The 25,266-nt window shown below is 69.3% G+C and carries 22 protein-coding genes; 10 read left to right on the top strand and 12 right to left on the bottom strand.

Annotated features, from left to right (window positions below; all coding sequences use genetic code 11):
* Positions 1 to 45 precede the first annotated feature (45 nt).
* Positions 46 to 777 (bottom strand): UTRA domain-containing protein, encoded by a 732-nt coding sequence (locus EL340_RS05905; protein WP_126413844.1) that lies wholly within the window; start codon positions 775 to 777, stop codon positions 46 to 48.
* Positions 778 to 1,155: 378 nt separating this feature from the next.
* On the opposite strand from EL340_RS05905, the gene dhaL reads away from it, so the two are divergent.
* Entirely contained in the window at positions 1,156 to 1,884 is a 729-nt protein-coding gene (gene dhaL, locus EL340_RS05900) for a dihydroxyacetone kinase subunit DhaL (RefSeq protein WP_232023245.1), read from the top strand.
* Positions 1,885 to 1,986: 102 nt separating this feature from the next.
* Positions 1,987 to 2,427: a nucleoside-diphosphate kinase gene (gene ndk / locus EL340_RS05895; protein ID WP_126413843.1), complete on the top strand. Its 441-nt coding sequence runs from the start codon at positions 1,987 to 1,989 to the stop codon at positions 2,425 to 2,427.
* Positions 2,428 to 2,565: 138 nt separating this feature from the next.
* Here ndk and EL340_RS05890 read toward each other — a convergent pair whose 3' ends face one another.
* Positions 2,566 to 3,810 (bottom strand): ABC transporter permease, encoded by a 1,245-nt coding sequence (locus EL340_RS05890; RefSeq protein WP_126413842.1) that lies wholly within the window; start codon positions 3,808 to 3,810, stop codon positions 2,566 to 2,568.
* A complete protein-coding gene (locus EL340_RS05885; protein WP_126413841.1) occupies positions 3,807 to 4,814 on the bottom strand; it encodes an ABC transporter ATP-binding protein in 1,008 nt (335 codons plus the stop codon). The genes EL340_RS05890 and EL340_RS05885 overlap by 4 nt, the downstream gene beginning before the upstream one ends.
* Before the next feature lie 210 nt (positions 4,815 to 5,024).
* On the opposite strand from EL340_RS05885, the gene smc reads away from it, so the two are divergent.
* The 3 genes from smc to ftsY all read left to right on the top strand — a co-directional run bounded on the left by smc (position 5,025) and on the right by ftsY (position 10,891).
* The gene (gene smc, locus EL340_RS05880) at positions 5,025 to 8,852 is read left to right on the top strand and encodes a chromosome segregation protein SMC (RefSeq protein WP_126413840.1); all 3,828 of its coding nucleotides are present in this window, start codon (positions 5,025 to 5,027) and stop codon (positions 8,850 to 8,852) included.
* Positions 8,853 to 9,012: 160 nt separating this feature from the next.
* On the top strand, positions 9,013 to 9,387 hold the full coding sequence (locus EL340_RS05875) for a hypothetical protein (protein WP_126413839.1): 375 nt from the start codon (positions 9,013 to 9,015) through the stop codon (positions 9,385 to 9,387).
* 349 nt (positions 9,388 to 9,736) lie between these two features.
* Complete coding sequence (ftsY, locus tag EL340_RS05870; protein WP_126413838.1) at positions 9,737 to 10,891, top strand: signal recognition particle-docking protein FtsY; 1,155 nt, start codon at positions 9,737 to 9,739, stop codon at positions 10,889 to 10,891.
* A 135-nt stretch (positions 10,892 to 11,026) separates the two neighbouring features.
* Here ftsY and EL340_RS05865 read toward each other — a convergent pair whose 3' ends face one another.
* The 4 genes from EL340_RS05865 to EL340_RS05850 all read right to left on the bottom strand — a co-directional run bounded on the left by EL340_RS05865 (position 11,027) and on the right by EL340_RS05850 (position 14,784).
* Positions 11,027 to 11,638 carry a response regulator transcription factor gene (locus EL340_RS05865; RefSeq protein ID WP_126413837.1) on the bottom strand — a complete coding sequence of 204 codons (612 nt, stop codon included), beginning with the start codon at positions 11,636 to 11,638 and terminating at the stop codon, positions 11,027 to 11,029.
* A 74-nt stretch (positions 11,639 to 11,712) separates the two neighbouring features.
* Entirely contained in the window at positions 11,713 to 12,876 is a 1,164-nt protein-coding gene (locus tag EL340_RS05860; RefSeq protein ID WP_232023244.1) for a sensor histidine kinase, read from the bottom strand.
* A gap of 22 nt (positions 12,877 to 12,898) precedes the next feature.
* Positions 12,899 to 13,627, bottom strand: a complete 729-nt coding sequence (locus EL340_RS05855) for an ABC transporter permease (RefSeq protein WP_309340562.1) — start codon at positions 13,625 to 13,627, stop codon at positions 12,899 to 12,901.
* Positions 13,628 to 13,803: 176 nt separating this feature from the next.
* The gene (locus tag EL340_RS05850) at positions 13,804 to 14,784 is read right to left on the bottom strand and encodes an ABC transporter ATP-binding protein (protein WP_126413834.1); all 981 of its coding nucleotides are present in this window, start codon (positions 14,782 to 14,784) and stop codon (positions 13,804 to 13,806) included.
* Positions 14,785 to 15,098: 314 nt separating this feature from the next.
* On the opposite strand from EL340_RS05850, the gene EL340_RS05845 reads away from it, so the two are divergent.
* The 3 genes from EL340_RS05845 to ffh all read left to right on the top strand — a co-directional run bounded on the left by EL340_RS05845 (position 15,099) and on the right by ffh (position 18,686).
* Positions 15,099 to 16,382, top strand: a complete 1,284-nt coding sequence (locus tag EL340_RS05845) for an ammonium transporter (protein ID WP_126413833.1) — start codon at positions 15,099 to 15,101, stop codon at positions 16,380 to 16,382.
* Between the two features lies 1 nt (position 16,383).
* Entirely contained in the window at positions 16,384 to 16,722 is a 339-nt protein-coding gene (locus EL340_RS05840) for a P-II family nitrogen regulator (RefSeq protein ID WP_126413832.1), read from the top strand.
* A gap of 275 nt (positions 16,723 to 16,997) precedes the next feature.
* Complete coding sequence (ffh, locus tag EL340_RS05835; protein ID WP_126413831.1) at positions 16,998 to 18,686, top strand: signal recognition particle protein; 1,689 nt, start codon at positions 16,998 to 17,000, stop codon at positions 18,684 to 18,686.
* Positions 18,687 to 18,700: 14 nt separating this feature from the next.
* Here ffh and EL340_RS05830 read toward each other — a convergent pair whose 3' ends face one another.
* From EL340_RS05830 to EL340_RS15325, 5 genes are all read right to left on the bottom strand, one after another.
* Positions 18,701 to 19,312 carry a response regulator transcription factor gene (locus EL340_RS05830; protein ID WP_126413830.1) on the bottom strand — a complete coding sequence of 204 codons (612 nt, stop codon included), beginning with the start codon at positions 19,310 to 19,312 and terminating at the stop codon, positions 18,701 to 18,703.
* Positions 19,309 to 20,523 (bottom strand): sensor histidine kinase, encoded by a 1,215-nt coding sequence (locus EL340_RS05825; protein ID WP_232023242.1) that lies wholly within the window; start codon positions 20,521 to 20,523, stop codon positions 19,309 to 19,311. Before EL340_RS05825 ends, EL340_RS05830 begins: the two co-directional genes overlap by 4 nt.
* Positions 20,524 to 20,528: 5 nt before the next feature.
* A complete protein-coding gene (locus EL340_RS05820; RefSeq protein WP_126413829.1) occupies positions 20,529 to 21,413 on the bottom strand; it encodes a hypothetical protein in 885 nt (294 codons plus the stop codon).
* Positions 21,410 to 22,477, bottom strand: a complete 1,068-nt coding sequence (locus EL340_RS05815) for an ABC transporter ATP-binding protein (protein WP_126413828.1) — start codon at positions 22,475 to 22,477, stop codon at positions 21,410 to 21,412. Before EL340_RS05815 ends, EL340_RS05820 begins: the two co-directional genes overlap by 4 nt.
* 259 nt (positions 22,478 to 22,736) lie before the next feature.
* A complete protein-coding gene (locus tag EL340_RS15325; RefSeq protein ID WP_232023240.1) occupies positions 22,737 to 23,336 on the bottom strand; it encodes a hypothetical protein in 600 nt (199 codons plus the stop codon).
* A 1,117-nt stretch (positions 23,337 to 24,453) separates the two neighbouring features.
* Here EL340_RS15325 and rpsP point away from each other — a divergent pair.
* Together rpsP and EL340_RS05800 are read left to right on the top strand one after the other, a co-directional pair.
* Positions 24,454 to 24,927 (top strand): 30S ribosomal protein S16, encoded by a 474-nt coding sequence (rpsP, locus tag EL340_RS05805; protein ID WP_126413826.1) that lies wholly within the window; start codon positions 24,454 to 24,456, stop codon positions 24,925 to 24,927.
* A 1-nt stretch (position 24,928) separates the two neighbouring features.
* Positions 24,929 to 25,165: an RNA-binding protein gene (locus EL340_RS05800; RefSeq protein ID WP_003786440.1), complete on the top strand. Its 237-nt coding sequence runs from the start codon at positions 24,929 to 24,931 to the stop codon at positions 25,163 to 25,165.
* Positions 25,166 to 25,266 lie beyond the last annotated feature (101 nt).

The raw sequence follows: 25,266 nt of genomic DNA, 5'->3' as shown, positions 1-25,266 counted from the left end.
GGCCGCCCCGGCCTCGTTCGTGGGTGCGCGCCCTGAGCGGTCCTCTCAGCGCTCGGTGGGCAGCCGGTGAGCGGTGTCCTGGAAGGCGAAGTCCACGGGGGAGTGGCGCGAGCGCGTGTACTCGAAGAGCACCCCGGCCGAGTCGAAGGTCGCCGAGGAGACGACGACGACGCAGTCCATTCCTCCCAGGTGGATGAGATCGCGGTCCTCGGCGGTGGCCCGCTCCACCGTGATCCGACGGGTCGCGCTGGCCACCCGCACCCCCAGGACCTGCTCCAGGTAGGCGTAGACCGAGGACTCGACGATCTGCTGAGTCAGATGCGGTACCACCGAGGCCAGGAAGTAGCTGGTGTCCACGATGAGGGGCACGTTGTCCAGCAGGCGCAGCCGCTTGACGGAGATGATCCCGGCCCCCTCGGCCATGCCGGAGGCCTCAGCCATCTCGGCGTCGACCACCCCCTCCTCCAGGGAGATCATGTGGGTGCTCAGCGGGACCCGGTTGCGCTCGGCGGCCTCCTGGAGCGACTCGATCCCCCCGACCAGGAAGGTGGAGGTCGCCCGCGGCCGGGAGATCACCTGCACCCCCCGACCCTGCATGGTCTGGACGTAGCCCTGGGCCACGAGCAGGGCCAGCGCCTTGCGCACCGTGTTGCGGGTGCAACCGAACTCCTCGGCCAGGGTGTTCTCGGAGGGGAGCAGCTCCAGGAAGCCGTACGCCCCGGACTCGATGCGCCCGCGCAGGGTCTGGAAGATCTGGTCGTACTTGGCCTGGGCCACGATGGCTCCTCTCCTGGGGTCTTAGGTCTCGGTGACGGCGGGTGGGCGGCTGGCCTCACCCCGGGCTTGTGCATACAAGTATCACGCCTGTCGAAACCTCTGCGCCACGTGCGTCGGCGGGTTCGTTCGTGCTGGTCACAGACCACTTTCCCGTCTCAACGAGCGAGGTCATCAGGTGCGTGAGAGGATGGAAATGCGAGTGGGCGGTGAGCACCTCGTCGGCCTGCTCCGGCGCGTCCCACGGACGTTCCCGGGATGCGCTGGGACCCATCGGGTCCGCGCAGGGCCCGATCAAAGCCACATGGTCGTCCTTCACCCTCGGGTGCATGGCGGTCAGGCCTGGAACCAACACCTGCCAAGACCCGAGAAGGAAACACCATGTCCTTGGATGCTGCCTGGGCCCTCGACTGGACCCGTCGCGCCGCCGTACTGATCGCCGAGAACCGCACCGAGCTGACCGAGCTGGACCGAGCCATCGGAGACGCCGACCACGGAGACAACCTGGACCGCGGCATGAGGGCCGTGGTCACCAAGCTGGACGCCGCCCAGGAGTCCGGAAGCCTCCCGTCAACTCCCGGTGGAGTCCTCAAGGTCGTCGCCACCACCCTCATGGCCACCGTCGGCGGCGCCGGCGGGCCGCTGCTGGGAACCGCCTTCCTCAAGGCCGCCCGTTCCAGCGACGCCCCCGCCTGGGGGCCGGCGGACCTGGTCCGGGCCCTGGCGGAAGCCACCTCGGGCCTGGAGGCCAGGGGGCACGCCACCAGCGGGGACAAGACCATGGCCGACGCCTGGCGGCCCGCCGCCGTCGCCGCCAAGGAGGCCGAGGAGATCGGCGAGGACGAGGTCGGTGTCCTCACGGCGGCCGCGCAGGCCGCCGCCAAGGGGGCGCAGGACACCGAGCCGCTCCAGGCCCGCCGTGGCCGGGCCTCCTTCCTGGGAGAACGATCCTGCGGGCACCGCGACCCCGGTGCCCAGTCCTCCGCGCTCATCCTCCAGGCCGCCGTCGACGCCGCCCGCGACCGTGCCGGCGAACCCGCCGGTGAACGTGTGGGCGATCATGTCGGCGACCATGTCCCGGCCGCGATCACGGTGGTTGAGCAGGCCTGAGCCGGCCTCGGTCATGGCGGTCATGGCGGTTATGGCATTGAGGGGCCCGGACCCGTTATGGTCCATCCGGTCCCTCACCCGCCGACCCACCAAGGAGCCCCCATGGCCAGCACGTCCCAGACCGGCCGCATCCTCATCCTCATCAAGCCCGACGCCGTCGAGCGCCGCCTGACTGGTGAGATCCTGCGCCGCATCGAGGCCAAGGGGTACACCCTGACGGCCCTGAAGGTCCTGACCCCCACCCAGGAGATCCTCGCCGAGCACTACGCCGAGCACGTGGACAAGCCCTTCTACCCCGGCGTCGTGGAGTACATGACCTCCGGCAGCGTGGTGGCCGCGGTGGCCGAGGGCCAGCGCGTCGTCGAGGGCGTGCGCAGCCTCATGGGACCCACCGACCCCACCACGGCAGCCCCCGGCACCATCCGCGGGGACCTGGGCCGCGACTGGGGCACCCCGGCCATCCTCAACCTCGTCCACGGCTCCGACAGCGACGCCTCCGCGGCCCGCGAGATCGCCATCTGGTTCCCCGAGCTGGCCGACTGAGTCCGAGCCGGTTCCGAGACCCCTCGGCAATAAGCCTGTACACGACGACGGTGCGCCGTCCCGCAACGGGAGGCGCACCGTCGTCGTAGGCGGCGTGGGATCGGTGAGACCGATGAGGACAGCGAGGACCGACCGCGGTCAGGCCCGCTGCGCCTGCCCCAGGAGCTCCTTGAGCGGCACCCGGGCACCGGTGCGGGTGACCGCCCGGGTGTAGACCGCGGCCGCCGCACGCACCAGCAGCGGCAGGAAGACGAGCGCGATACCGAGGGCGATCGCCTGCTCGGTCCAGGAGGAGACCCCGAGCACCAGGCGCGCCGGCATCATGAAGGGCGCGAAGGGCGGCAGGAAGGCCAGGACCCGGAAGGTCAGGCTGTTGGGCTCCCCGGTGGCCATGACGAAGCTCAGGACGTAGGGGACCATCGAGAGCATGACCAGGGGCATGGTGACCGAGCTGACGTCCTCCTGCCGGCTCACCAGCGAGGCGGCGGCCCCGAAGGCCACCGCGAAGATCGCGTAGCCCACAAGCAGCCACACGAGCATCGCCGCCAGCACGCCATCCAGGTCGAGGTCGATATCCGGCATGACACCGGTCGCCTTCGCGGTGACGACCCCGGCGACGGCGACGACCCCGGTGGTCAGGAAGGAGGCGATGCCGATCCCCAGGATCTTGCCGGCCAGCAGCGAGCTCGGCCGCACGCAGGCCAGGAGGATCTCCACGATCCGGCTCGACTTCTCCTCCACCACGCCCTGGGCGATGAACTGGCCCCCGCCCATGATGGCGAACAGCAGCAGCACGTCGATCGTCATGAGGATCGCGTAGCGCGGGCCGAAGTCGGCCGCATCGTGCTTGGGGGCGTTGAGCACCGTGACCTCCGGCTTGGCGGCGCTGAGCTGGGAGGCCACCTGGCTGGGATCGCCGCCCAGCGCCGCGATCTGCTGACCCAGGGACGCCTGCTGGAGAAAGGCCGTGACCCCTGAGACGACCGCGTCGTCGGTCTTCTCTTCCACGGTGATGGTGGGGGCGGCGCCGGAGACGTCGAGAACCATGTCCACGTGCGGCGTGCCCTCGGGGGAGTCGTCGCTCAGAACGGCCTTCGTCTCCTGCTCGGAGACGTCGACGACCTCGATCTTCTCCCCGTTGGAGGACACGACGCCATCGAGCCCGGCGGCCTGAGAGGTCTCGATGCCCTTGAGGCCGAGCCGGTAGGCCTGACTCTGACCGGAGGTGTAGAAGCTGGTCGCGATGATGCCGCCGATGACCGCCACGAGCAGGATCAGGGTGAGGATGATGGTGGACTTCTTCATCAGGTGCGCCCGCAGCTCGCGTCCGGCGACCAGGGCGATCTCCTGACGGCGGGTGATGGGGCGGGTCTGGGCGCTCATCGGTGCGCCTCCTTCGTGTCGCTTGTCGGCTCGATCATGTCGTTGGCCGTGGTGGCGGTCGTGGTGCTGGTCGTGGTGGTGGCTGTGTCGATGGCTGTGTCGGTGGAGGCGGGAGCCGTGAGGACCTCCCGGAAGATGTCGGTGAGCCGGTGGCGCACCGGGCCGAGCTCGCGCACCGTTCCCAGGCGCTGGGCGGTGCGCAGCAGCTCCTGCTCATCGGTGCCCGCAGCGGTGAGGGTCAGGCGGCCCTCACCGTCGACCTGCACGTCCGGAGCGCTCAGGGCGCCGGCCTCCAGCGGCGCGGCATCCGCCGGCGGCTCGACGACCACCCGCCAACGGGGCGTTTCGGTGGCCTGGAGCTCGGGAATCGTCCCGTCGGCCACGAGCCGGCCCGAGCGGATGATGACCACGCGGTCGCACAGGCGCTCGACGACGTCGAGCTGGTGGGAGGAGAAGAGCGTGGGCACGCCCGCGGCCGCCCGCTCCAGGAGGACCTGGCTCATGACGTCCACGGCCACCGGGTCCAGGCCGGAGAAGGGCTCATCGAGGATGAGCAGCTCGGGGTCGCTCACGAGGGCGGCGGCCAGCTGGACGCGCTGCTGGTTGCCCAGGGACAGGCTCTGCACCTCGTCGCCGCGCCGCTCCTGGAGGCCCAGGCGCTCGGTCCACATGTCCGCGGCCGCCTTGGCCGCCGAGGCGGACAGTCCATGGAGGCGGGCCAGGTAGACCAGCTGCTCGGCCACCCTCATCCGGGGGTAGAGGCCACGCTCCTCGGGCATGTACCCGATGGCGCGCCGGGTCGCGGCGTCCACGGGGGAGCCCTTCCAGGTCACGGTGCCCGAGTCGGCGGCCAGCACTCCCATGACGATGCGCATCGTGGTGGACTTGCCGGCCCCGTTGGCGCCGACGAAGCCGACGATCTCGCCGGCGGCCAGGGACAGGGAGAGCTTGTCGAGGGCCTGCAGGCTCCCAAAGCGTTTGGAGAGGTTGGACAGTGTGAGCATCGTGGCTCCTGAGGTCTCGGAGACAGGGGCGGCAAGGATGGCCAGGGCTGGTCGGGCGAAGGACCAGTGAGGGAGATGGGTGGGGCCGGCGGGGCGGGCTCGTGTCTAGCTCCCTTGACATGGAAAGTTTGCTTGTCCAGCGCGATGATGTCAAGTCCCTTTGTCGTTTCTGTCGTCGCCGGGGCCGCCCTCGCTGTTAGGGTGGCACCCGTGCACCTCAAGACGTTGACGATCAAGGGATTCAAGTCCTTCGCCTCGTCAACCACCCTCCGCCTGGAGCCCGGCATCACCGCCGTGGTCGGCCCCAACGGGTCCGGCAAGTCCAACGTTGTCGACGCCCTGACCTGGGTCATGGGGGAGCAGGGCGCCAAGAACCTGCGCGGCGGGTCCATGGCCGACGTCATCTTCGCCGGCGCCGGCTCCCGCCCGGCCCTCGGGCGCGCCGAGGTCTCCCTGACCATCGACAACACCGACGGGGCCCTACCGATCGACTACACCGAGGTCACCATCTCGCGCACCCTGTTCCGCGGCGGCGGCTCGGAGTACCAGATCAACGGCACCCCCTGCCGCCTGCTCGACGTCCAGGAGCTCCTCAGTGACACGGGTCTGGGGCGCCAGATGCACGTCATCGTGGGACAGGGCCAGCTCGACGCCGTCCTGAGCGCCACCCCCGACGACCGCCGAGGCTTCATCGAGGAGGCCGCCGGGGTCCTCAAGCACCGCAAGCGCAAGGAGCGCGCCCTGCGCAAGCTCGAGTCCATGGCCGCCGACCTCGCCCGGGTCTCGGACCTCGCCCAGGAGTTGCGCCGCCAGCTCGGCCCCCTGGCCCGGCAGGCCGCCATCGCCCGGCGCGCCCGGACCATCCAGGTCGAGGTCCGGGACGCCACGGCCCGGCTGCTGGCCGATGACGTCGTCCAGGCCCAGTCCCTCCTGGAGGCCGGCGACGAGGACAAGGAGGCCCTGGCCAGGCGCCGCAGCGCCGTCGAGGAGGCCGAGCGCGTTGCCCGGGCGCGCCTGAGCGAGCTGGCCGCCGTCGAGACCACCTCCGCCCAGCGCCTGGCCCGAGCCGGCAGCGTCTGGGAGGAGCTCACCGGAGTCTCCCAGTCCCTCGGCGCGCTCGCGGACGTGGCCGGTGAACGGATCCGGCTCCTGGCCTCCGCGCCGACGCCGAGCCACGGCACCGACCCCGAGGAGCTCGAGCGACGGGCCGAGGCCGCGGGGCAGGAGGAGGCGGAGCTCGCCGACGCCGTCGAGACCGCCCGCACCGCGCTCAGCGACGCCACCCGGGTGCGCGCCGACGCCGAGACCGCGGAGAAGGCCGCCGACCAGGAGCTCTCAGCCGCGCAGCGCCGGGTCTCGGAGAGACGCGAGACCATCGCCCGCGCCGGCGGGCGCGTCGCCTCGGCCCGCAGCCGCCACGAGGCCAGCCTGGCGGCCCTCGAGCAGGCACGCAGCGCGCTTCAGGCCGCTGAGGCCCGCGAGGAGCGCGCCCGAACCGCCCTGGCTGAGGCCACAGGATCGGAGGAGACCGGGGAGGGCGGAGGCCACGGCGCTCAGGACGGCGTAGGGACAGCCGCTGGAACAGCCGCAGGGAAGGGGGCGACGTCGGAGACCTCCGCCGAGGTGAGCGCAGCCGCCGACGCCGCGGCTCGGGCGGCAGCCGCCCACGAGGAGGCCACCCGGCGTCTGGCCGAGGCCCGAGAGGCCGTCTCCACCGCCACCGACGCCCGCCGGGAGGCCGCCTCCGACCGGGCCACCTGGACGGCCAGACGCGACACCCTGGCCATGTCCCTGCGCAGCCAGGACGGCACGGCCGCGCTGCTGGAGGCCGGCCTCGACGGCCTCCTCGGGCCGCTGGCGGAGCACCTCAGTGTTGAGCGCGGCTGGGAGAACGCCGTCGCCGCCCTCCTGGGAGCACTCGCCGAGGCGGGGCTGGCCGCTGACGCTAAGGCCGCCCTGGCCGGGCTGGAGCACGCCCGCAACCAGGACGTCGGCGCCGTCAGGCTGGTCCTGGCCGACGACCCCTCGCTGGACCCAGCACCCGACCCCAGTGATGAGGTGGCCGAGACGGCCCCGGCTGACGGCGCGCTGGCGGCCGGCGGGCTCGTGCACGTCGTGCAGCCGGAGTCCGGACGCCTCGGGCAGGTCCTGGCCGGACTGCTCAAGACCTGCTGGGTGACGGAGGACGTCGAGAGCGCCCGGGCTGTGCGCACCAGGCTGCCGGACGCCGTCGTGGCCACCCGCAGCGGCGACGTCCTGGCTCCCGGCTGGGTGGCCGGTGCGGGCCGGGGCGCCTCCTCGGTCCTCGAGCTCACCGCCGCCCATGAGGAGGCCGACGCCGAGGCCACCGCTGCGGCGCAGGCCGAGTCCGAGGCGGACGCCGCTCTCGAGCAGGCCCGTCTCCGGGAGGAGACTGCCCGCCAGGAGCTCAGCGAGGCGCTGACCGCCCTGCGTCAGGCCGATGCCGAGGCCGCCCGGGCCGCCGAGGCGATGGCCCGGCTGACCTCGGCGGCCCACGCGGCCGCCGAGGAGACCGGGAGGGCCCGCCGGGTCCTGGAACGGGCCGAGGCCGAGTCGGTCCAGCGCACCGCCGAGCTCGCGGCCGCCACCGCCGCGCTGGCCGAGGTCGAGGGGGAGACGGAGGCGTCTGACGCAAGGGACGCGTCGGACGGGCCGGGATCGCCCGGGGGCACGGGGCCAGAGCGCCTCGAGCGGGCTCTGGACAAGGCCCGTCAGGAACGGGAGTCCGCGGCGGAGGCCGCCCGCCAGGCCCGAGCCGTCGAGACCGACGCCAGGCTGTCCCTGCGCACCGCCGAGGAGCGCGAGCGCTCCAGCCGAGGGCGCGCCGACTCGCTGCGGGCGGCCGCACGTCGCGAGCGCGAGCAGCGCGCCGCCGCCGAACGGGCCCAGCAGCGCCGCAGCGCCCAGCTCGCCGTGGCCACCCACGTGCGGGACCAGGCCCGCGCCGCCGCCGAGACCGCAAGGAGCTCCGTCCAGCAGGCCGCCGAGGAGCGGGCCGCCATCGAGGACGAGCGCGCCCAGGCCCTGGCCGCCACCAACGAGGTCCGTGAGGAGATCGATCAGCTCACCAAGGAGCTCGGCAACCTCACCGACGCCGCCCACCGCGAGGAGGTGGCTCGGGCCGAGCAGCGCATGCGTCTGGAGTCCCTGGCCGAGCGGGCCATGAGCGAGCTCGGCCTCGAGCTGGATCCACTCGTCGAGGAGTACGGGCCGCACATGCTCGTCCCCGAGATCGTCGAGGAGCCCGATACCGTCCCCAGCGGCGGAGCGGATCCGGATGGCGAGCAGGCCGGCAACCGAGCCCCGGCCAGCAACGGGCACCCGGGTCGCCCCTACGTGCGCTCCGAGCAGGAGAAGCGCCTGGCCAAGGCCTCGCGGGACCTCGCCCGGCTCGGCAAGGTCAACCCGCTCGCCCTGGAGGAGCACGCCGCCCTGGAGCAGCGCCACCAGTTCCTGGCTGAGCAGCTGGCCGATCTCAAGCGCTCGCGGGACGATCTGCTGAGCATCGTCGAGGAGATCGACGCCCGGGTCCAGGAGGTCTTCTCCCAGGCCTACGAGGACACCGCCCGCCAGTTCGCCTCCGTCTTCGACCGGCTCTTCCCCGGCGGGGAGGGGCGCCTGGTGCTCACCGACCCCGACGACATGCTCACCACCGGCATCGAGATCGAGGCGCGCCCGGCCGGTAAGAAGGTCAAGCGGCTCTCGCTGCTCTCGGGCGGGGAGCGCTCGCTGGCGGCCGTCGCCCTGCTGGTGGCGATCTTCAAGGCGCGCCCCTCGCCCTTCTACGTCATGGACGAGGTGGAGGCGGCCCTGGACGACACGAACCTGGGCCGGCTGCTGGAGATTTTTACCGAGCTGCGGCAGTCCAGCCAGCTCATCATCATCACGCACCAGAAACGCACCATGGAGGTGGCCGACGCGCTCTACGGGATCACGATGCGTGACGGGATCACCAAGGCGGTCTCACAGCGGCTGGCCCAGCCCGACCGCGGTACGGCTGTGACTCCTGATGTCTGAGTGAATCATGAGGGGTGTGTGATAGCAGTCTTACAGTATGACGTTCGTTTTCAGATTCGAGCACTGTTGTGTCAGGAAGCTATCAGGTTTTGTTGTCGATTGGACGACAAATGCGTACAAAGTCTAGTCAGATCGCATTTCACAAGGCAGAATCCTGGCCATGGGTGCCATGATTCTTCCCCTCGTTGTCGTGCTGGTTGCCGGTCTTCTTGTGCTCGGCATGGTCTGCGCCGAGCGCTTCCCGGTGCGCTCCTGGCCCTCCCGTATTCGCGGCCTGGTCCGCAACGCGCAGCAGGTGCGCCAGGAGGAGCAGGATGTCGAGGTCGAGGTCGTGCCCCAGGAGGTCCGTCTGACCGATCTCATGACGCGCGAGGGACCTGCGCCGTACGTGGGAACTGAGGGCTTCGGCGGCCTGGTGGGTGTCGTCGAGAAGGCGATGGACGCCACGGAGAGGACGCGGGGGTCTGTCGGCTCCCGGCGTCGCGGCCAGGTGCACGAGCCGGCCGCCAGCGGACTGTCGCAGACTCAGGGCTGAGGCGCACCGGTCTGATTCGTGAAAATTATTCCCCTCATTATTTTCACGACCCATCGGGCCCGAGGTGTCGATCTCTGGATAGAATCCCGGCCCTGAGAGATCGTCGTCCCGAGCATGTCCCGTCCGTTCCTGCGGCGGCCCGATACGAGCAGCTTCCGTCTTTCCGGGTATTGTTACTGAAAGGCATTGCCCTTCCCGTCCTGCGTCGCACCCATGGGTGCGACGCAGGATTTCTCATTGTCACGACCGAGCGTCACTCCTGCGCCTCCCCGCGCTGCCCTGCCGGCGGGAGGCGGCCGGAGGCGAACGGCCCTGCCGCAGCGGGGGCGCTATCGGGCATGATGGGGCCATGGAACCGATCCTCATCGTTCTCGGCATCATTCTGGTCATCGTCGTCGGTGGAGGCCTGTGGCTCTACGCGGGCAGGCGGAGGGGACAGGTCCCCGACGAGGTCAGCGCTCACAAGCCGATGTCCGTCGAGGACCTCCTGCCGTCCGAGGAGGGGGAGGAGCCCCCGGATGAGGCGGCTGCCGAGGAACCTGCTGCCACGCTGGAGTCCCCCGAGTCCATCCCCGGCCGTATGCAGCGCCTGCGTGCCCGCCTGGCCGGCGCAGGCGGCTTCGGCAAGGCGGTCCTGTCCGTCCTGTCCCGCGGCGACCTGACTGAGGAGGACTGGGAGGAGATCGAGGACACCCTGCTCACCTCCGACCTCGGCATCGAGGTGACCACCTCCCTCATGGACGAGCTGCGCACCCAGGCCAAGGTCCTGGGAACCTCCGACCCCGAGGCCGTCCGCACCGTCCTGCGCGCCGAGCTGCTCAAGCTCGTCGACCCCACCCTGGACCGCTCCCTCAACCTGGAGCGACCCACCCCGGCCGACGGTGCCCAGGGCGTGCCTGCGGCCGCGATCCTCATGGTGGGCGTCAACGGCACCGGCAAGACCACCACCTGCGGCAAGCTCGCCCGTGTCCTGGTGGCCCAGGACAAGACCGTCGTCCTGGGCGCGGCCGACACCTTCCGCGCCGCGGCCGCCGAGCAGCTGACCACCTGGGGCGAGCGCGTCGGCGTTGACGTCGTGCGCTCAGAGAAGGAGGGCGCCGACCCCGCCTCCGTCGCCTACGACGCCGCGCGCCAGGCCGCCGACCAGGGCACGGACGTCGTCGTCGTCGACACCGCGGGGCGCCTGCAGAACAAGGCCGGGCTCATGGACGAGCTGGGCAAGATCAAGCGCGTCATGGAGAAGATCGCCCCCGTCGGCGAGATCCTCCTGGTCCTGGACGCCACCACCGGCCAGAACGGCATGCGCCAGGCCCAGGTCTTCTCCGAGGCGGTCGGCATCACCGGCATCGTGCTCACCAAGCTCGACGGTACCGCCAAGGGCGGCATCGTCGTCACCGTCCAGAGGGAGCTGGGCGTGCCCGTCAAGCTCGTGGGTCTGGGGGAGGGCGCCGACGACCTGGCCCCCTTCGACCCGGAGGGTTTCGTCGACGCGCTGCTGGGCTGAGGCGCCCGGTCCCACTACTGCGCAACGTCTCCGGCCGCCCGCCTCGTACCAGAGCGCGGGCGGCCGGAGGCGTCGTGACCGGCCGGAGTCTTTCAGTACCGGTCATGACCGGTCGTTCAGAGCTGTCGTTCAGAGCTACTGAATGATCCAGCCCTTCTGCGCGGCGATGTGGACCGCCGCGGCCCGGGTGGGCGCATCGGTCTTGGCCATGGCCTGGGACAGGTGGTTGCGGGTGGTGCCCTCGGAGAGATGAACTCGCCTGGCGACCTCGGCGACGGTGGCGCCGTCAGCGGCGGCCTGAAGCACCTCGGTCTCCCGAGCGGTCAAGGGGGAGTCGCCGAAGACGAGCGAGTCGGCGGCCAGCGCCGGGTCCACGACGCGCAGTCCCGCATGGATCCGACGCACCGACTCGGCCAGGTCGGAGGCCGGGGCGTCCTTGACGACGAACCCGTGGGCCCCCGACTGGATGGCGCGCCGCAGGAATCCGGGGCGGCCGAAGGTCGTGACGATGAGGACCCGCGTGGCCGGCAGCTGCTCCAGGAGCGCGGCGGTGGCGGTGAGCCCGTCGGTGCCGGGCATGTCCACGTCCATGAGGACGACGTCGGGCCGGTGCTCGCGCGCGACGGGAAGCACCTCGTCCCCGTTGCCGACCTGAGCGACGACCTCGATGTCGTTCTCCAGGGCGAGCAGCGCCGCCAGTGCCCCGCGCACCATCGCCTGGTCATCGGCCAGCATCACTCGGATCATTGATCATCTCCGTTGCTCTAGGGCTCGTGGGACCGGCGACGTCGGTGCTCGCCGGAGCGGGTCACGCCGTCGAGTCATTCCGCCTCGTCGCACTCGTCGCGTGACAGACGAGAGGATAGACGACGGGCACTCACTCTCAGGACGGTGCCGCTGCCGATGGCAGGCGCCTCGATGGTGAGATCGGCGCCGTTGTCCTGACAGCGCTGGCGCAGCCCCTCCAGCCCGTGACCGTCGCCGGTGGCGGGCGGATCGAGCCCGACGCCGTCGTCGGCCACCTCGATGGAGTCAGCGGTCAGCCTCACCCGGCAGTGCGAGGCGTGAGCGTGGCGCACGATGTTGGTGACCCCCTCGCGCACCACCCAGGCGAAGAGCTCACGCAGCTCGGGATCGACGGCCTCGATCGTCAGTGGCAGGTCGGCCCGGATGCCGGCCGAGGTCAGGACGCTCGTAGCCCGGGCCAGCTCACCGGCCAGGCTCAGCTCGCGGTAGCCGTTGACGGTGGCCCGCACGTCGGCCAGGGCCGAGCGCGCCAGGGACTGCACCTCGGTCAGCTCCGCCTGAGCCTGGTCGGGGGCTGAGTCGATGAGCCGGGTGGCGAGCTCCGTCTTCAGGGCGATGACCGTCAGTGAATGGCCGAGGATGTCGTGCATGTCCCGGGCCATGCGGTTGCGCTCATCGTTGATCTCCAGCTCATGCGTGCGCTGCTCCAGAACGCGGGCCATGTGCCGCTGCTCCATGATGTAGCGCCCGAAGACGCAGACGCCTCCCACGCCGAGCACAGCGATCCAGGCGCTGTTGCCGGCTGCCCAGGACGTCGTCAGCCTGGGGACGAGGAAGAGCACGCCGGCCAGGAGCGAGATAGGGACGACTGCGGCCTGCCAGGGCAGGGCGAAGGCCAGGGCGACGGTCAGGAGGACCCCCAGCTGGGTGGCCTCGACGCCTACGCCCAGGGCCGTGCCGGCGGCGGTCAGCGTACCGACGACGATGAGCGACAGGCTCAGGCGGCTGGGCCACGTCAGCCCCTGGCGCACCCGTCTCATGCTGAGCGAGCAGGCCGCGTACAGGCAGGCGCAGGAGATGACGGCACTGACCGCTCCTGCTGTTCCGGTCGTTCCCCGGGCCAGTCCCGCCTGGACGACCGGAATCATGGAGGCGGCCCACACGATCCCCCAGCCGGCGGCCACGATGCGAGTGCGCTGGGCGCGCGCCTGGGCAAAGGTGGAAACGCGGGCTCTCATGACCCGGATGGTACTCATGGGCTCACACCCGGGCGGTGTCGCGGCCCATCCTCCAGGCGGCTCCGCCCAGGAAGATCACGAGCCAGGCCAGGGCGTTGACCACCCACCACCAGGAGAAGGTCTCGGCGCCCATCGGCCACAGGGCCAGCTTGTGAAGCCCGTACATCGGAGTGAGGCTTCCGACCCGGTCCATGGCGGAGCCGGGCGTCAGGGGAATGAACATGCCGCCGAGGAATGCGAGCAGGGCCATGAGCGGGCCGACGATCTGCATGGCGTTGTCCGAGGGGAGGAGGTATCCGACGAACAGTCCGAAGGCGACGAAGACCAGGGAACCGAGCCACACGATGAGCGCTGAGCCGATCCAGGTACTCACAGGCATGTGAGCGTGACGCAAGGGGCCGCAGGCGTAGACCGCACCGATCGCGATCGCGCTGATGAGCATGCCGACGATCGCCTTGGCGCCGATGTAGGCGATGGGTCTCAGAGGAGTCAGACGCAGCTGACGGCTCCAGCCCGATGCGCGCTCATTGCTCACGGCCGCACCGGCACCAGTGGTCGTCATGAGCGCGCCGTACAGGGCCATGCCGATCATCATGTTGGCCACGACGTTGCCGTTGCCGTACGGCGTTGCCGAGTAGTCGGTCGTGGTGAACATGAGGAAGAAGGCCACCGGCAGGAGGATGGAGAAGATCATTGACCGGCGGTTGCGCAGGCGCCTGCGAGCCTCCAGCGACAGGAGGGTCAGGCTCAGGCCTCCTAGAGGCGGCGTGGTGCGGGAGGAGGGATCGAGACGGTCTGGCGAAGAGCTTTTGACTGAGGGCAGGGACAGAGAAGACGGAGTAGATGGAGAAGATAGAGAAGACATGGTGGCTCCTGTAGGAGGCGTGGGCGGAAGGGTGACGGTGCTTCTGGCGCGCATGGAGCGGCTCATGCTGACGCTCCCGAGGTCGGGGAGGTGGCCTCGTCACTGGTCAGGGCGACGAAGGCGTCCTGAAGGCCGCGGCTGGTGATCTCCAGGTCCTTGGCCAGGTGCTGCCCGAGCAGGAGTGCGGCGACGGCGTCGGAGTCCTGAGTGTTCAGGCTCAGAGAGCTGCCCAGAATCTCGAGACCGCTGATCCCGCTGCTGGGCGGCAGTGCCTCAAGCGCACGACGGACCCGCTCGGCCTCGACGTTCAGGGTGGCCCGAAGACTGCGGCCGCTGACGGAGGCGCGGATCTCGGCGGCCGTGCCGTCGGCGACCACCTGGCCGTGACGCACCAGGACGACGCGGTCGGCGAAGTCGTCAGCCTCCTCCAGGTAGTGTGTGGCGAACAGGACCGTGCGCCCGCTCGCGGCGTCGGCGTGGATGGCCTCCCAGAAGCTGCGTCGGCCCTCGACGTCCATCCCGGTGGTCGGCTCATCGAGGACGAGCAGGGCCGGGTCGCTCACCAGCGCCATGGCGAAGCGCAGGCGCTGCTGCTGGCCGCCCGAGCACTTCCTGACGACCTGCGAGGCGAAGTCCGATGCTCCAGCGCGCTGAAGGGCCTCCTCGACGTCGATCCGGTGGGAGAAGAGGCTCGCGGTCAGGGCCACGGTCTCGCGCACGGTGATGTCCGGCAGGAGCCCGCCGGTCTGCATGACGGCGGCTATCAGGCCGCGGTCGACCGCCTGGCGCGGGGTCATGCCGAAGGTGCTCACCTGCCCGCTGGTGGGCCGGCTCAGACCCAGGATCATGTCGATCGTCGTCGTCTTGCCGGCGCCGTTGGGGCCCAGAAAGGCGACGACCTCGCCGGGGCGGATCGTCAGGTCGATGCCGTTGACGGCCTTGACGTCCCCGAAGGACCTGTGGAGGTTCACCAGCCGGATGGCGGCTGCGCCAGCCGCCTGGGGCGGGGAGACCGGGGCGGTGCGGGTAGCTGTTGTGCTCATGGATCAAGAGTCGCCACATGGTCGCCCCGGTCCATGGTGCATCGGTCATCACTTGCGCATGACATATCTCAGGGATGCGGCCCACCGCAGCGGGCACGGGGCAGACGATCCGCATGGTCGACAGCGACCACTATCCGGACGCCCTACGACAGACGGACACGCTCCCGAAACCAGGACGAACCGTTGGCAACACGGCTGTGACGCCACCGCCGACAGCGAAACTCGTCCGTCACGACGGAGCATCCTGTCCAAAACGCGGACGCCCTTAACTTCTCACGTGCGGAACCCACCGCATCACGACGAAGGGAGTCCCTATGACCCTTGATACCGGAGCAACCGCCTGGATGCTGATCAGTGCCTGCATGGTGCTGCTCATGACCGTCCCGGCCCTCGCCCTGTTCTACGGAGGCATGAGCCGGTCCAAGTCCGTGCTGAACATGATCATGATGTCCTTCGGGGCCGCGGCCGTCGTGGGCGTGGTCTACATCCTGTGGGGCTGGTCCATGTCCTACGGGGGAAAGGACATCGCAGGTCTGGTGGGCAATCCCTTCAGCCAGTTCGGCCTGCACGGGGCCTATCTGACAGCAGGAGGCGAGTACATCATTGATGACCACGGCGTACCGGTGATCATCTCGGTGGCCTTCCAGGTGACCTTCGCGATCATCACCTGCGCTCTCATCTCAGGGGCCATCGCCGACCGAACCCGTTTCGGGGCGTGGATGACCTTCGTGCCCCTGTGGGTGACGCTGTCCTACTTCCCGATGGCCCACATGGTGTGGGGCGGGGGAGCGCTGTCCCCCGAAGGGTGGTTCTCCTCCATCGCTGAGCCCATCGACTTCGCGGGCGGCACAGTGGTGCACATCAACGCCGGTGTGGCGGGCTTCCTGCTGGCGGTGGTCATCGGACGCCGCCGCGGTTTCGGACAGCTGCCCATGCGTCCCCACAACCTGCCGATGACCATGATCGGTGCGGGTCTGCTGTGGTTCGGCTGGTTCGGGTTCAACTCGGGCTCCGCCTTCACCGCCGACGGCCTGGCGGGACTGGCCTGGGTCAACACGACGGTGGCCGCCTGCGCCGCCGTCCTGGGGTGGCTGACCACCGAGCGCCTGCGCGACGGACACGCCACCAGCCTGGGGGCGGCCTCCGGGATCGTCGCCGGATTGGTGGGCATCACTCCTGCAGCCGGAACGGTCAGCCCCGTCGGCGCCATCGTCCTGGGGCTGGTGGTCGGTGTGCTCTGTGCCCTGAGCGTGGACCTGAAGTACCGCTTCGGATACGACGACTCCCTGGATATCGTCGGTGTGCACCTCGTCGGCGGCCTGGCGGGCACGGTCCTGGTCGGTTTCCTGTCCACGGAGTCCGGACTGCTCTACGGGCACGGCCCGGCCCAGCTGGTGGTTCAGGTTCTCGTCGCCCTGGTGGCCATGGTCTTCTCCGCCGTGATGACACTCATCTGCTGGCTGGTGGTGCAGCGCTGCGTGGGCTGGAGGCTGAGCGCCGAGGAAGAGGCCACAGGCCCCGACCAGGCCGAGCACTCGGAATCGGCCTACGAGACCCTGACCGCAGGCCGACTGGCCTTCTCACGCAAGGAGATCTGAGATGAAGCTTGTGACCGCAGTCATCCAGCCGCACCGTCTGTACCACGTCACCGAGGCCCTGGAAGAGGCCGGGGTCCACGGGGTCACGATCGTCGAGGCCCACGGAGCCGGCCGTCAGCAGGGCCACACTGAGGTGTACCGCGGGGCCGAGTACCACGTGGACCTCATCCCCAAGCTCCGCCTCGAGGTCGTGTGCGCCGATGAGGACTCCTCCGGCGTCGTCGAGGCGATCTCCTCCGGTGCCCGCACCGGGGAGATAGGTGACGGCAAGATCTGGGTGGTGCCCGTGGCCGAGGTCGTCCGGGTCCGCACCGGCGAATCGGGAGAAGCGGCCCTGTGAAGGACGCGGACGGGCGGCGGGCCGTCGATGAGATGATCGGCCCGCCGCCCGCCGGTAGAGTCTTGTAGAGTGACCACGGCCTGCCTGGCCACTCAGAAGGTAGCGAGCACGCTTCCGACTCCCAGTTCCCTCGCTCGTCGCTTTCTCCCGGTGCGGCCAGTGACGGGAGTCTCGCCGCCAGCGGAGACGCCTTGGGTGGCGGTGTGCTGTGGCCGCTATCCTAGGCCTGGCGCCCTTGCGCCCCGTTCAACCCATCTCGTTCAGAAGGGCAGTTTGTGTTCGGCAACCTCTCCGATCGGATCACCGCCTCCTTCAACCAGCTGCGCGGCAAAGGTCGTCTGACCGAGGCCGACGTCAACGCCACGGTCACCGAGATCCGCCGTGCCCTCCTGGAGGCCGACGTCGCCCTGCCCGTGGTGCGCGCCTTCACCTCCGCGGTGCGCGAGAAGGCGGTCGACGCCGCCCGTTCCCAGGCCCTCAACCCGGGGCAGCAGGTCGTCAAGATCGTCAACGAGGAGCTCATCGAGGTCCTGGGCGGTGAGACCCGGGAGATCAACTGGGCCGACCGCGGCCCCACGATCATCATGCTCGCCGGCCTTCAGGGCGCCGGTAAGACCACCCTGGCCGGAAAGCTCGGACGCTGGCTGCGCGACCAGGGCAAGCGCGTCCTGCTGGTCGCCTCCGACCTCCAGCGCCCCAACGCCGTCACTCAGCTGAGCGTCGTCGCCGAGCGCGCCGGGGTGCACGTGTGGGCGCCCGAGCCCGGCAACGGCGTGGGCGACCCGGTGGCCGTGGCCCGCTCCGGCGTCGAGCACGCCCGCACCAGCGGCTACGACGTCGTCGTCGTCGACACCGCCGGCCGCCTGGGCGTCGACGCCGAGATGATGGACCAGGCCATCCGCATCCGCGACGCGGTCGCCCCCCACGAGATCCTCTTCGTCCTGGACGCCATGGTCGGTCAGGACGCCGTCAACACCTCGGTCGCCTTCCGCGACGGCGTCGGCTTCACCGGCGTGGTCCTCTCCAAGCTCGACGGCGACGCCCGCGGCGGTGCCGCCCTGTCCGTGCGCGGCGTCACCGGCGCCCCGGTCCTGTTCTCCTCCACCGGTGAGGGCCTGACCGACTTCGAGCGCTTCCACGCCGACCGCATGGCCTCGCGCATCCTGGACATGGGCGACCTGCTCACCCTCATCGAGCAGGCCGAACGGACCCTGGACCGCCAGGAGGCGGAGGACGCCGCCGCCAAGCTCGCCAAGGGAACCTTCACCCTCGACGACTTCCTGGGCCAGCTGCGCCAGATCCGCAGGATGGGCTCCATGAAGAAGCTCCTGGGCATGATGCCCGGCATGGGGCAGATGCGTGATGCCCTGGAGAACTTCGACGAGCGCGAGGTCGACCGCATCGAGGCGATCGTGTGCTCCATGACGCCGGCCGAGCGCAAGGACCTGTCCATCCTCAACGGCTCGCGCCGCAGCCGTATCGCCAAGGGATCGGGTACCACGGTCCAGGCCGTCAACGAGCTCGTGGACCGCTTCGAGCAGGCCAAGAAGATGATGGAGGCCATGGCCTCCGGAGGCGGCATGGGCGGACTCGGCGAGGGCGGCCCCATGCCCGGAATGGGATCGCTGCCCGGCATGGGCAAGCACTCCAAGGCCCGTCAGGCCCCCAAGGCCAAGCGCGGCAAGGGCGGCAAGAAGGGGCGCAGCGGCAACCCCGCCAAGGCCGCCCGCCAGGCCAAGGAGGCCGCGGCCGCCAAGCAGGCCAAGATCGAGGCCGGGCAGGCCGCTGCGCCGGCGGCCGGTTCCTCCTTCGGACTCGGGGGCGGTCAGGCCGACGCCTCCGGCTACGGGATCATGCCTCAGGCCCAGCAGCAGGCTCAGCGCGCCGGACAGTCCTCGGGCGACGACGTCGCCGACGCCATGGGCGCCCTGCCCGAGGACCTGCGCCGTCACCTCGGGCTGTAGGGTCCCACCCCGGCCTACAGCCAGCCGTTGGTCTCGGCGGTGCGGGCCGCCTCGGTGCGGTTGCGGGCGTGGGTCTTGGCGATCGCCGAGGACAGGTAGTTGCGCACCGTCCCCTCACCCAGGTGGAGCCGCGCGGCGATCCCACGGACGTCGGCGCCCGTGGCCGCCGCTCGCAGGGCCTCCTTCTCCCGCTCGGTGAGCGGGTTCGGCCCGAGCAGCACGGACTCCTGAGCGAGCTCGGGGTCGATGACCCGCAGGCCCGCGTGAACCCTGCGGATCGCCTCGGCCAGCTCCTCGGGCGGGGTGTCCTTGACGATGAAGCCCGCCGCCCCGGCCTCCATGCCACGTGAGAGGTAGCCCGGGCGGCCGAAGGTCGTCACGATGAGGCACCTGCACGACGCTCCGGAGGCGACGACCTCGGCGGTGGCCGCCAGCCCGTCGCGCCCCGGCATGTCGATGTCCACCAGGGCCACGTCCGCGGAGTGCCGGCGTACCGCGTCCAGGACCTCGTCGCCCCTCCCCACCTGAGCCACCACCTCCAGATCGTTCTCCAGCCCCAGGAGCGTCGCCAGCGCGCCGCGCACGAGGGCCTGGTCATCGGCGATGAGTACACGGATCGGGCTCACGGCAGCCTCACCTCCAGACAGGTGCCGACGCCGGACCGGTCAGTACGGGCGCCGTCGACGGCGTCGGGCGGGGTGCTGAGAATGCTGGACGGGCTGGTCATGGTCAGGGACCCGCCCTCATGCTCCATGCGGGAGCGCAGGCCTTCCAAACCGTTGCCGGGCCTGGAGCCGGCCAGGCCGATACCGTCGTCGCTCACCTGCAGCAGGCCCGGCTCCAGGTGCACGAAGACGCTGGTGGCCTGAGCGTGCCGCACGATGTTCGTCGTCGCCTCACGCAGCGCCCAGGCCAGCAGGGCCCGCTGACGCTCAGGAATCTTCTGGGCGCTGCCGGTCAGCTCCACGTCGATCTGCGCGGCGCTCAGGGCGGTGCGCGTGGCCTCCACCTGGCTGGCCAGGTCCGGGGACCGCAGGCGCGTCACCGTGGATCGCACGTCGGCCAGGGCCCCTCGGGCCAGGGTGATGACCTCGTCGAGCTCGCGCGAGGCCGCATCCGGGTCATGCTCGATGAGCCGTCGGGCCACCTCGGCCTTAAGAGTGAGGACCGTCAGCGAGTGTCCCAGGATGTCGTGGACGTCGCGTCCCACCGCCTCGCGCTGGGAGACGAGGGCCAGCTCGCGCTCGGCGGATGTCCTGCGATCCTGGAGCTCCACCGCGACCCGGGCGATGATGATGGTCAGTCCCGACAACACGGCGCCCAGTACCAGCCAGCGTGACTCCGGATGCGTGTTCCATCTCAGAGAGACGACCGTGAGGAGGACAACCGAGGTGATGACGATCGGGATCCCCTGGCGCAGCGTCGTGGAGAACAGGGTCAAGGAGCAGTAGAAGGGGAAGAAGTAGGCGGTCCACCATCCCAGCGCCGGCAGTGTCAGCATGGTGAAGAGCGTCAGGACCGCCAGCTCGCCCAGAAGGACTCGAATCGGACGGTCGGGCGGAGGGACCTCCGCTCTCACCACGCGACTGTCCGGCGTGGAGAACGCCCAGACGTAGGCGGCGATGAACCCCGTGATTCCGGTGATTCCCAGTAGTCGCTGCCACCAGGCGAAAGGGCCGAGGAGAAGCTGCACGAGGGGAATGACCAGGAAGAGCAACCACACCGTGGCGTCCCAGACGATATGACGGCGCCAGGGGCGGGGCCGGGATCCTTCCCTCTGCGACGCGTCGACTGGTATCGCGGGGGAGTCGTGCGCCGGTGACGGCATGGTTGTCATGGGACTCACCGGCGCCTGGTCGCGCGGCGTCGGGCCCCGATCACCAGCAGCCCGAAGATGAGTGTCCACGCCACCAGGTTAGCCAACGGCATCCACAGCGGGTCCTGGGTGCCCGCCGGTCGATCCGTCACGTAGGTCCATCCCTCGCCCAGCGGCCAGCGGGCGAGCGCCGTCGAGCCGTACATCGGGGTGAAGCGGCCGATCGTCAGCAGCGTGTGGTTCAGAGGCATGAAGGTGTTGCCGATGAAGGCGAACAGGGAGACCAGGGAGGTCGCGATACCGATCGATGCTGAGGACGGCAGCCACATCCCGGCGGCCAGGCCCCACAGGACGAAGGGCAGGACCCCGAGCAGACAGACAACAGGACTGACCGCCCACGCCCGGCCCTCCATCTGCGAGTCCGTGAGGGCCCCGGCAACGAGCACGACGAGGACGGGAAGGGCGGCCGTCCCCATCGCGGTCCCGACCTTGACCACCAGGTAGCCGCGCAGGCCCCGGGCGGTGACCGCCATCTGCCGGCCCCAACCCGCCGACTGCTCGACCGCGGCGGCGGCGGAGGCGCTCGTGGCGCCCAGGCAGGCGCTGAAGGAGGCCATCGCCAGCATCACCGAGGCCGAGACGTTGCCGTGCGCGTGCGGGCCATACTCTCCCGCGGTCGCGTTCAACCGGCCGAAGACGAGGTACATCGCCAGCGGGAAGGCGACGACGAAGAAGAGGTTGGCGGGCTCGCGCAGGCTCCGGTAGAGGTCGAGCCACAGGTAGGTCAGGACGGGGCGCACGGGCCTGAGCCCCTTCGGGCGAGGCGATCGGTCGCCAGAACTGTTCTCACGGGCAGTGACGGGGATGTCGGAGACGGAGCGCTGCGGGGATGCCTGAGATGTTGTGGTCATGATGCGGTCTCGCTGTCTGTGCCTGTTGTGGAGGGTGTCGGGAGTGAGGCGTGAACCGCCGTCGGGTCCGCTTGGCCGGCGCTGTCTGAGGTCAGTGCGGTGAAGACCTCGTCGAGGCTCGCGGCGCTGATACCCAGGTGCTCGGCGGGAGTGGTGGTCAGCAGCCAGCGGGCGACGGCGTCGGAGTCCGTGGTGCGCAGCTCCACGTGCTCTCCGCGGACGACCGCGTGCAGGATGCTGCCGGCTGCTGGGCAGGTGGCCAGGCGCTCGCCCAGCGAGGCCTCTGAGACTCCCGGCCAGGTGGCCGTCACCAGGGCGCCGTCACCCAGGGCCCGGATCTCATCGACGCTTCCGTCAGCGATCAGGCGCCCGTGGGCGATGATGACGATGCGGTCGGCGAAGGAGGCCGCCTCCTCAAGGTAGTGGGTGGCGAACAGGACCGTGCAGCCGCGGCGGGTCTGGACGCGCATCGTCTCCCAGAAGGCGATCCGGGCACTGACGTCCATACCCGCGGTGGGCTCGTCCATGACGAGAAGGTCAGGATCGGGCAGCAGGGCGAGGGCCAGGCGCAGTCGCTGGCGCTCCCCACCCGAGCAGCGGCTCACCTTGCGAGACAGGATCGAGCCGAGACCGGCCTTCGCGACGACGTCGTCGAGCCGGGTCCGGCTGAAGCCTGGTCCTCTGCGGCGGGGCTGCATCGAGGCGACGACTCGCAGGGTCTCCCCGACGGTGAAGTCGTCCAGGAGACCGCCGTCCTGGAAGATGACACCCGCCCGGCCCTCCCGAACGCCCTGGTCCGCAGTGCCTCCCAGAAGCTCGATCGTCCCGGTGTCGGGCCGGGTCAGCCCCAGGACCATGTCCAGGGTGGTGGACTTGCCCGCACCGTTGGGACCGAGAAAGGCCACCACCTCCCCGGGGCGGACCGTGAGATCGAGATCGTCGACGGCGACGAGACTGCCGAACACCTTGCGCAGGCCTCGGGCCCGGACGACGGGAGATGGTGCGGCGCTTGTGTCAGGTAAGCGGGTTGCGGGGGAGACGGGCTCGGCGGCGGTGCGGATCATGGCACCAGGCTCACGCCGGCCGGCGCCTTCCGGTACTGAGCGCTGTCACCGCTGCCGCATGACAGGTGTCATACGGCAGCGGCTCGACTTGATGTTGAAGCCGTTGAAACTGCGTTGTGTGGCGTCAGAGCAGGTGATGGCCATGCCGGCCCAGTTCGTGTCGTCCGACTTTTCTTGGAGAAGGTTGGTGCCGTAGATCCGTCCGGATCGATCAGGCCCCAGCCTCTCGGCCCGTACAGTGAGGTGTGTTGTGCGACTGTTATTGCTGTTCGGGAGAATATCCCACCAGGGTAGTTCCCTCGGCGGCAATGATAAGGTCTCCGCGTGGTGCGATCGCGATCCTACGTTCGGTCACCCTTCCCTGGGCGATGTCGACGATGCAGGCCGTGCTCTGTTTAGCGTGGGATCGTGTTTTCATGATGACAAAACGTCCGTCAGGGCTAACAGTCCAGTTGTTCTGCACGTATCCATCGGTAAGGCTAGAGAAATTACAGTGTGAATCTCTGGGAAGAGATATTGGGTTGCCGTTGAATTGGCATCCGCCGTCTTGCGTGCATACCAGGGATATGTTTGCCCAGGACATGTCTTCCGATTCATAAGCGCGTCGAAGCTCGCTAATCTTAGGGGTGCCGGAGTCTCCTTCTAACAGTGCGACTTTTGTTGAGGAGCGAGCGATCGGGGTGGAAAACGATCCTGTTGGAGTGCCGTCGGGGGTGAGGGTTGCGTTGTCCTTCCACGATGTAATGCGGATCCACCCATCGGCTGCAGCGATATATTTAGGGTGATCTTGTGAGGACTGTGAGTTGTGGGGCGTTCCGTCGGTCAGTGATACGAAATGAATGGTGTTGTCGATGGGCATTTTAATGTATCCACTGCTTGTGTTGCCAACATGTTGAATCTCCCACGAGTGGACCAGCCTCCCTGCGTACGTTTGGGGCCAGCGTTGGGTCGGGGTTCCGTCGTTCATGTCCCATGCAGAGCACGTGATTGGTTCCGGTGAGCAGGCTACGACGAGTTCGTCGGTGATATGGACCGGGGTGGCCGTCTTGTCCCAGCCCGTGTCTGTCGCTGCTCCTGTCTCAAGGTCGATGAATTGGTGGGAGTAAATGAGTGAGGTGTTGTTGATGCCCGCTGGAGTACGTGTTGAGGGTGGTAGTTCTATGGTCAGTGTCGGTTGACCGTCAATAAGTTTGTAAATGCGCGTCGAGGTGGGCCTGCTGATATCATTCTCATAGATAACGATGTAACTCCCGTTCGATATAAAGCTCCACCTCTCATTCAAGTCCCACGGTGTCGCCATCCCGGTCTCAAGGCGCCACTGCTCCGGCCAGGAGTCGTTCGTTACTTGTGGTGCAGTTGTGGCTACCGAGGGCGTGCTGTTTGCTTGAGACGAGTCAATGGGAGAGGGCGGCGCCGCAGCGTTCTCGCTGGGATGGTCGTTGAGGGTGGTGCCCGGTTCTGCGAGGTATTGGAGGTGAGCGACGGTGCCTATGCCTATTACAAGCGCGACGACCAGGATGAAGATCCAAGGAGAAGGGGGCGCAGGCTGTCGCAACGGCTGGAAGGAATGGCTCGTTGGAACGCTTTGTCCGGAGCGTGGTGGTCGGATCGACGTCGGAGCGCCGGGAGGTCGGATACCCCGCGAAGGTAGCTTCATAAAGGCATTGTGATTCACGGCTCCCGGAGTGCGAAGCGGTCGGACTCCCCATGGTGTGACGGTGGTGTGACGGTGCGAGCGCGCCGCCCACCCGTCGCCACCGGGCGTCTGTGGGCGATCTCGCACCGTCCCGCGGGACGGCACCCCGGCCCGGGCTGGCGGCGCCGTCGGACGCTCTGGCAGAATGTCCGGCTGTACTCGATCGGACGTCGGTCCCTCTCCCGGCCCCGGTTGCGTCTCGGCTCACGCCGGAAACCGTTGCTTGACCCCACCGGTGACCAGCGCGCGCCAAACCATCCAGAACCAGGAGTTCAACCAAGTGGCAGTCAAGATTCGCCTCAAGCGCATGGGCAAGAAGTTTGCCCCCTTCTACCGGGTCGTCGTCCTCGACTCCCGCAAGAAGCGCGATGGTCGTGTCATCGAGGAGATCGGTGTCTACGACCCGATGCAGGAGCCCTCGCTCATTCGCATCGACTCCGAGCGCGTCCAGTACTGGCTCGGTGTGGGCGCCCAGCCCTCCGACGCCGTCTACAAGCTGATCAAGATCACCGGCGACTATCACCAGTTCAAGGGCATCAAGGGTGTGGAGAGCACCCTCAAGGTCAAGGACGCTGACGCCGCGGCGGTCGCCAAGGAGGCCGCGGTCAAGGCCGCCGCCGACGACGCCGAGAAGCGGAAGGCCGCTGCAGCCAAGGCCAAGGCCGACGAGGAGGCCGCGGCAGCAGCCGAGGCCGTTGAGGTCGCCGAGGCCGTGGCTGAGGAGGCCGCTGAGGCCGCCGCCGAGGAGGCCTGAGATGCTGGCCGACGCTCTCGAGCACCTCGTGCGGGGCATCGTCGACAATCCCGACGACGTCACCGTCACCTCCAGGTCGCTGCGCCGCGGTGACCTGCTGGAGGTACGGGTCAACCCCGAGGACCTCGGCCGAGTCATCGGCCGCTCGGGCCGTACCGCTCGAGCACTGCGTACCGTGGTGGGAGCGCTGGCGGACTCGCCGGTGCGCGTCGACGTCGTCGACACCGACCGCCGCTGAACGTGTAGAGCCTTCAGGTCGGCACAGCTGACGGTGTCGGTCTCACCGATCGACATGAGAGTGCCCGGTTCCCGTGAGGGAACCGGGCACCGTCGTCTTCC

This window comes from Actinomyces viscosus (assembly GCF_900637975.1).
GTDB lineage: Bacteria > Actinomycetota > Actinomycetes > Actinomycetales > Actinomycetaceae > Actinomyces > Actinomyces viscosus.
This window is presented reverse-complemented; position numbering and strand designations above follow the sequence as displayed.

Excerpts from the sequence above, each read along its gene's own strand:
- EL340_RS05845 (WP_126413833.1), top strand. The coding sequence starts at position 15,099 with ATGACCCTTGATACCGGAGCAACCGCCTGGATGCTGATCAGTGCCTGC.
- ndk (WP_126413843.1), top strand. The coding sequence starts at position 1,987 with ATGGCCAGCACGTCCCAGACCGGCCGCATCCTCATCCTCATCAAGCCC.
- EL340_RS15325 (WP_232023240.1), bottom strand. The coding sequence starts at position 23,336 with ATGCCCATCGACAACACCATTCATTTCGTATCACTGACCGACGGAACG.
- EL340_RS05840 (WP_126413832.1), top strand. The coding sequence starts at position 16,384 with ATGAAGCTTGTGACCGCAGTCATCCAGCCGCACCGTCTGTACCACGTC.
- EL340_RS05820 (WP_126413829.1), bottom strand. The coding sequence starts at position 21,413 with ATGACCACAACATCTCAGGCATCCCCGCAGCGCTCCGTCTCCGACATC.
- EL340_RS05825 (WP_232023242.1), bottom strand. The coding sequence starts at position 20,523 with ATGACAACCATGCCGTCACCGGCGCACGACTCCCCCGCGATACCAGTC.
- ftsY (WP_126413838.1), top strand. The coding sequence starts at position 9,737 with ATGGAACCGATCCTCATCGTTCTCGGCATCATTCTGGTCATCGTCGTC.
- EL340_RS05865 (WP_126413837.1), bottom strand. The coding sequence starts at position 11,638 with ATGATCCGAGTGATGCTGGCCGATGACCAGGCGATGGTGCGCGGGGCA.
- EL340_RS05890 (WP_126413842.1), bottom strand. The coding sequence starts at position 3,810 with ATGAGCGCCCAGACCCGCCCCATCACCCGCCGTCAGGAGATCGCCCTG.
- EL340_RS05850 (WP_126413834.1), bottom strand. The coding sequence starts at position 14,784 with ATGAGCACAACAGCTACCCGCACCGCCCCGGTCTCCCCGCCCCAGGCG.
- EL340_RS05860 (WP_232023244.1), bottom strand. The coding sequence starts at position 12,876 with ATGAGAGCCCGCGTTTCCACCTTTGCCCAGGCGCGCGCCCAGCGCACT.
- EL340_RS05815 (WP_126413828.1), bottom strand. The coding sequence starts at position 22,477 with ATGATCCGCACCGCCGCCGAGCCCGTCTCCCCCGCAACCCGCTTACCT.
- dhaL (WP_232023245.1), top strand. The coding sequence starts at position 1,156 with ATGTCCTTGGATGCTGCCTGGGCCCTCGACTGGACCCGTCGCGCCGCC.
- EL340_RS05875 (WP_126413839.1), top strand. The coding sequence starts at position 9,013 with ATGGGTGCCATGATTCTTCCCCTCGTTGTCGTGCTGGTTGCCGGTCTT.
- EL340_RS05885 (WP_126413841.1), bottom strand. The coding sequence starts at position 4,814 with ATGCTCACACTGTCCAACCTCTCCAAACGCTTTGGGAGCCTGCAGGCC.
- EL340_RS05800 (WP_003786440.1), top strand. The coding sequence starts at position 24,929 with ATGCTGGCCGACGCTCTCGAGCACCTCGTGCGGGGCATCGTCGACAAT.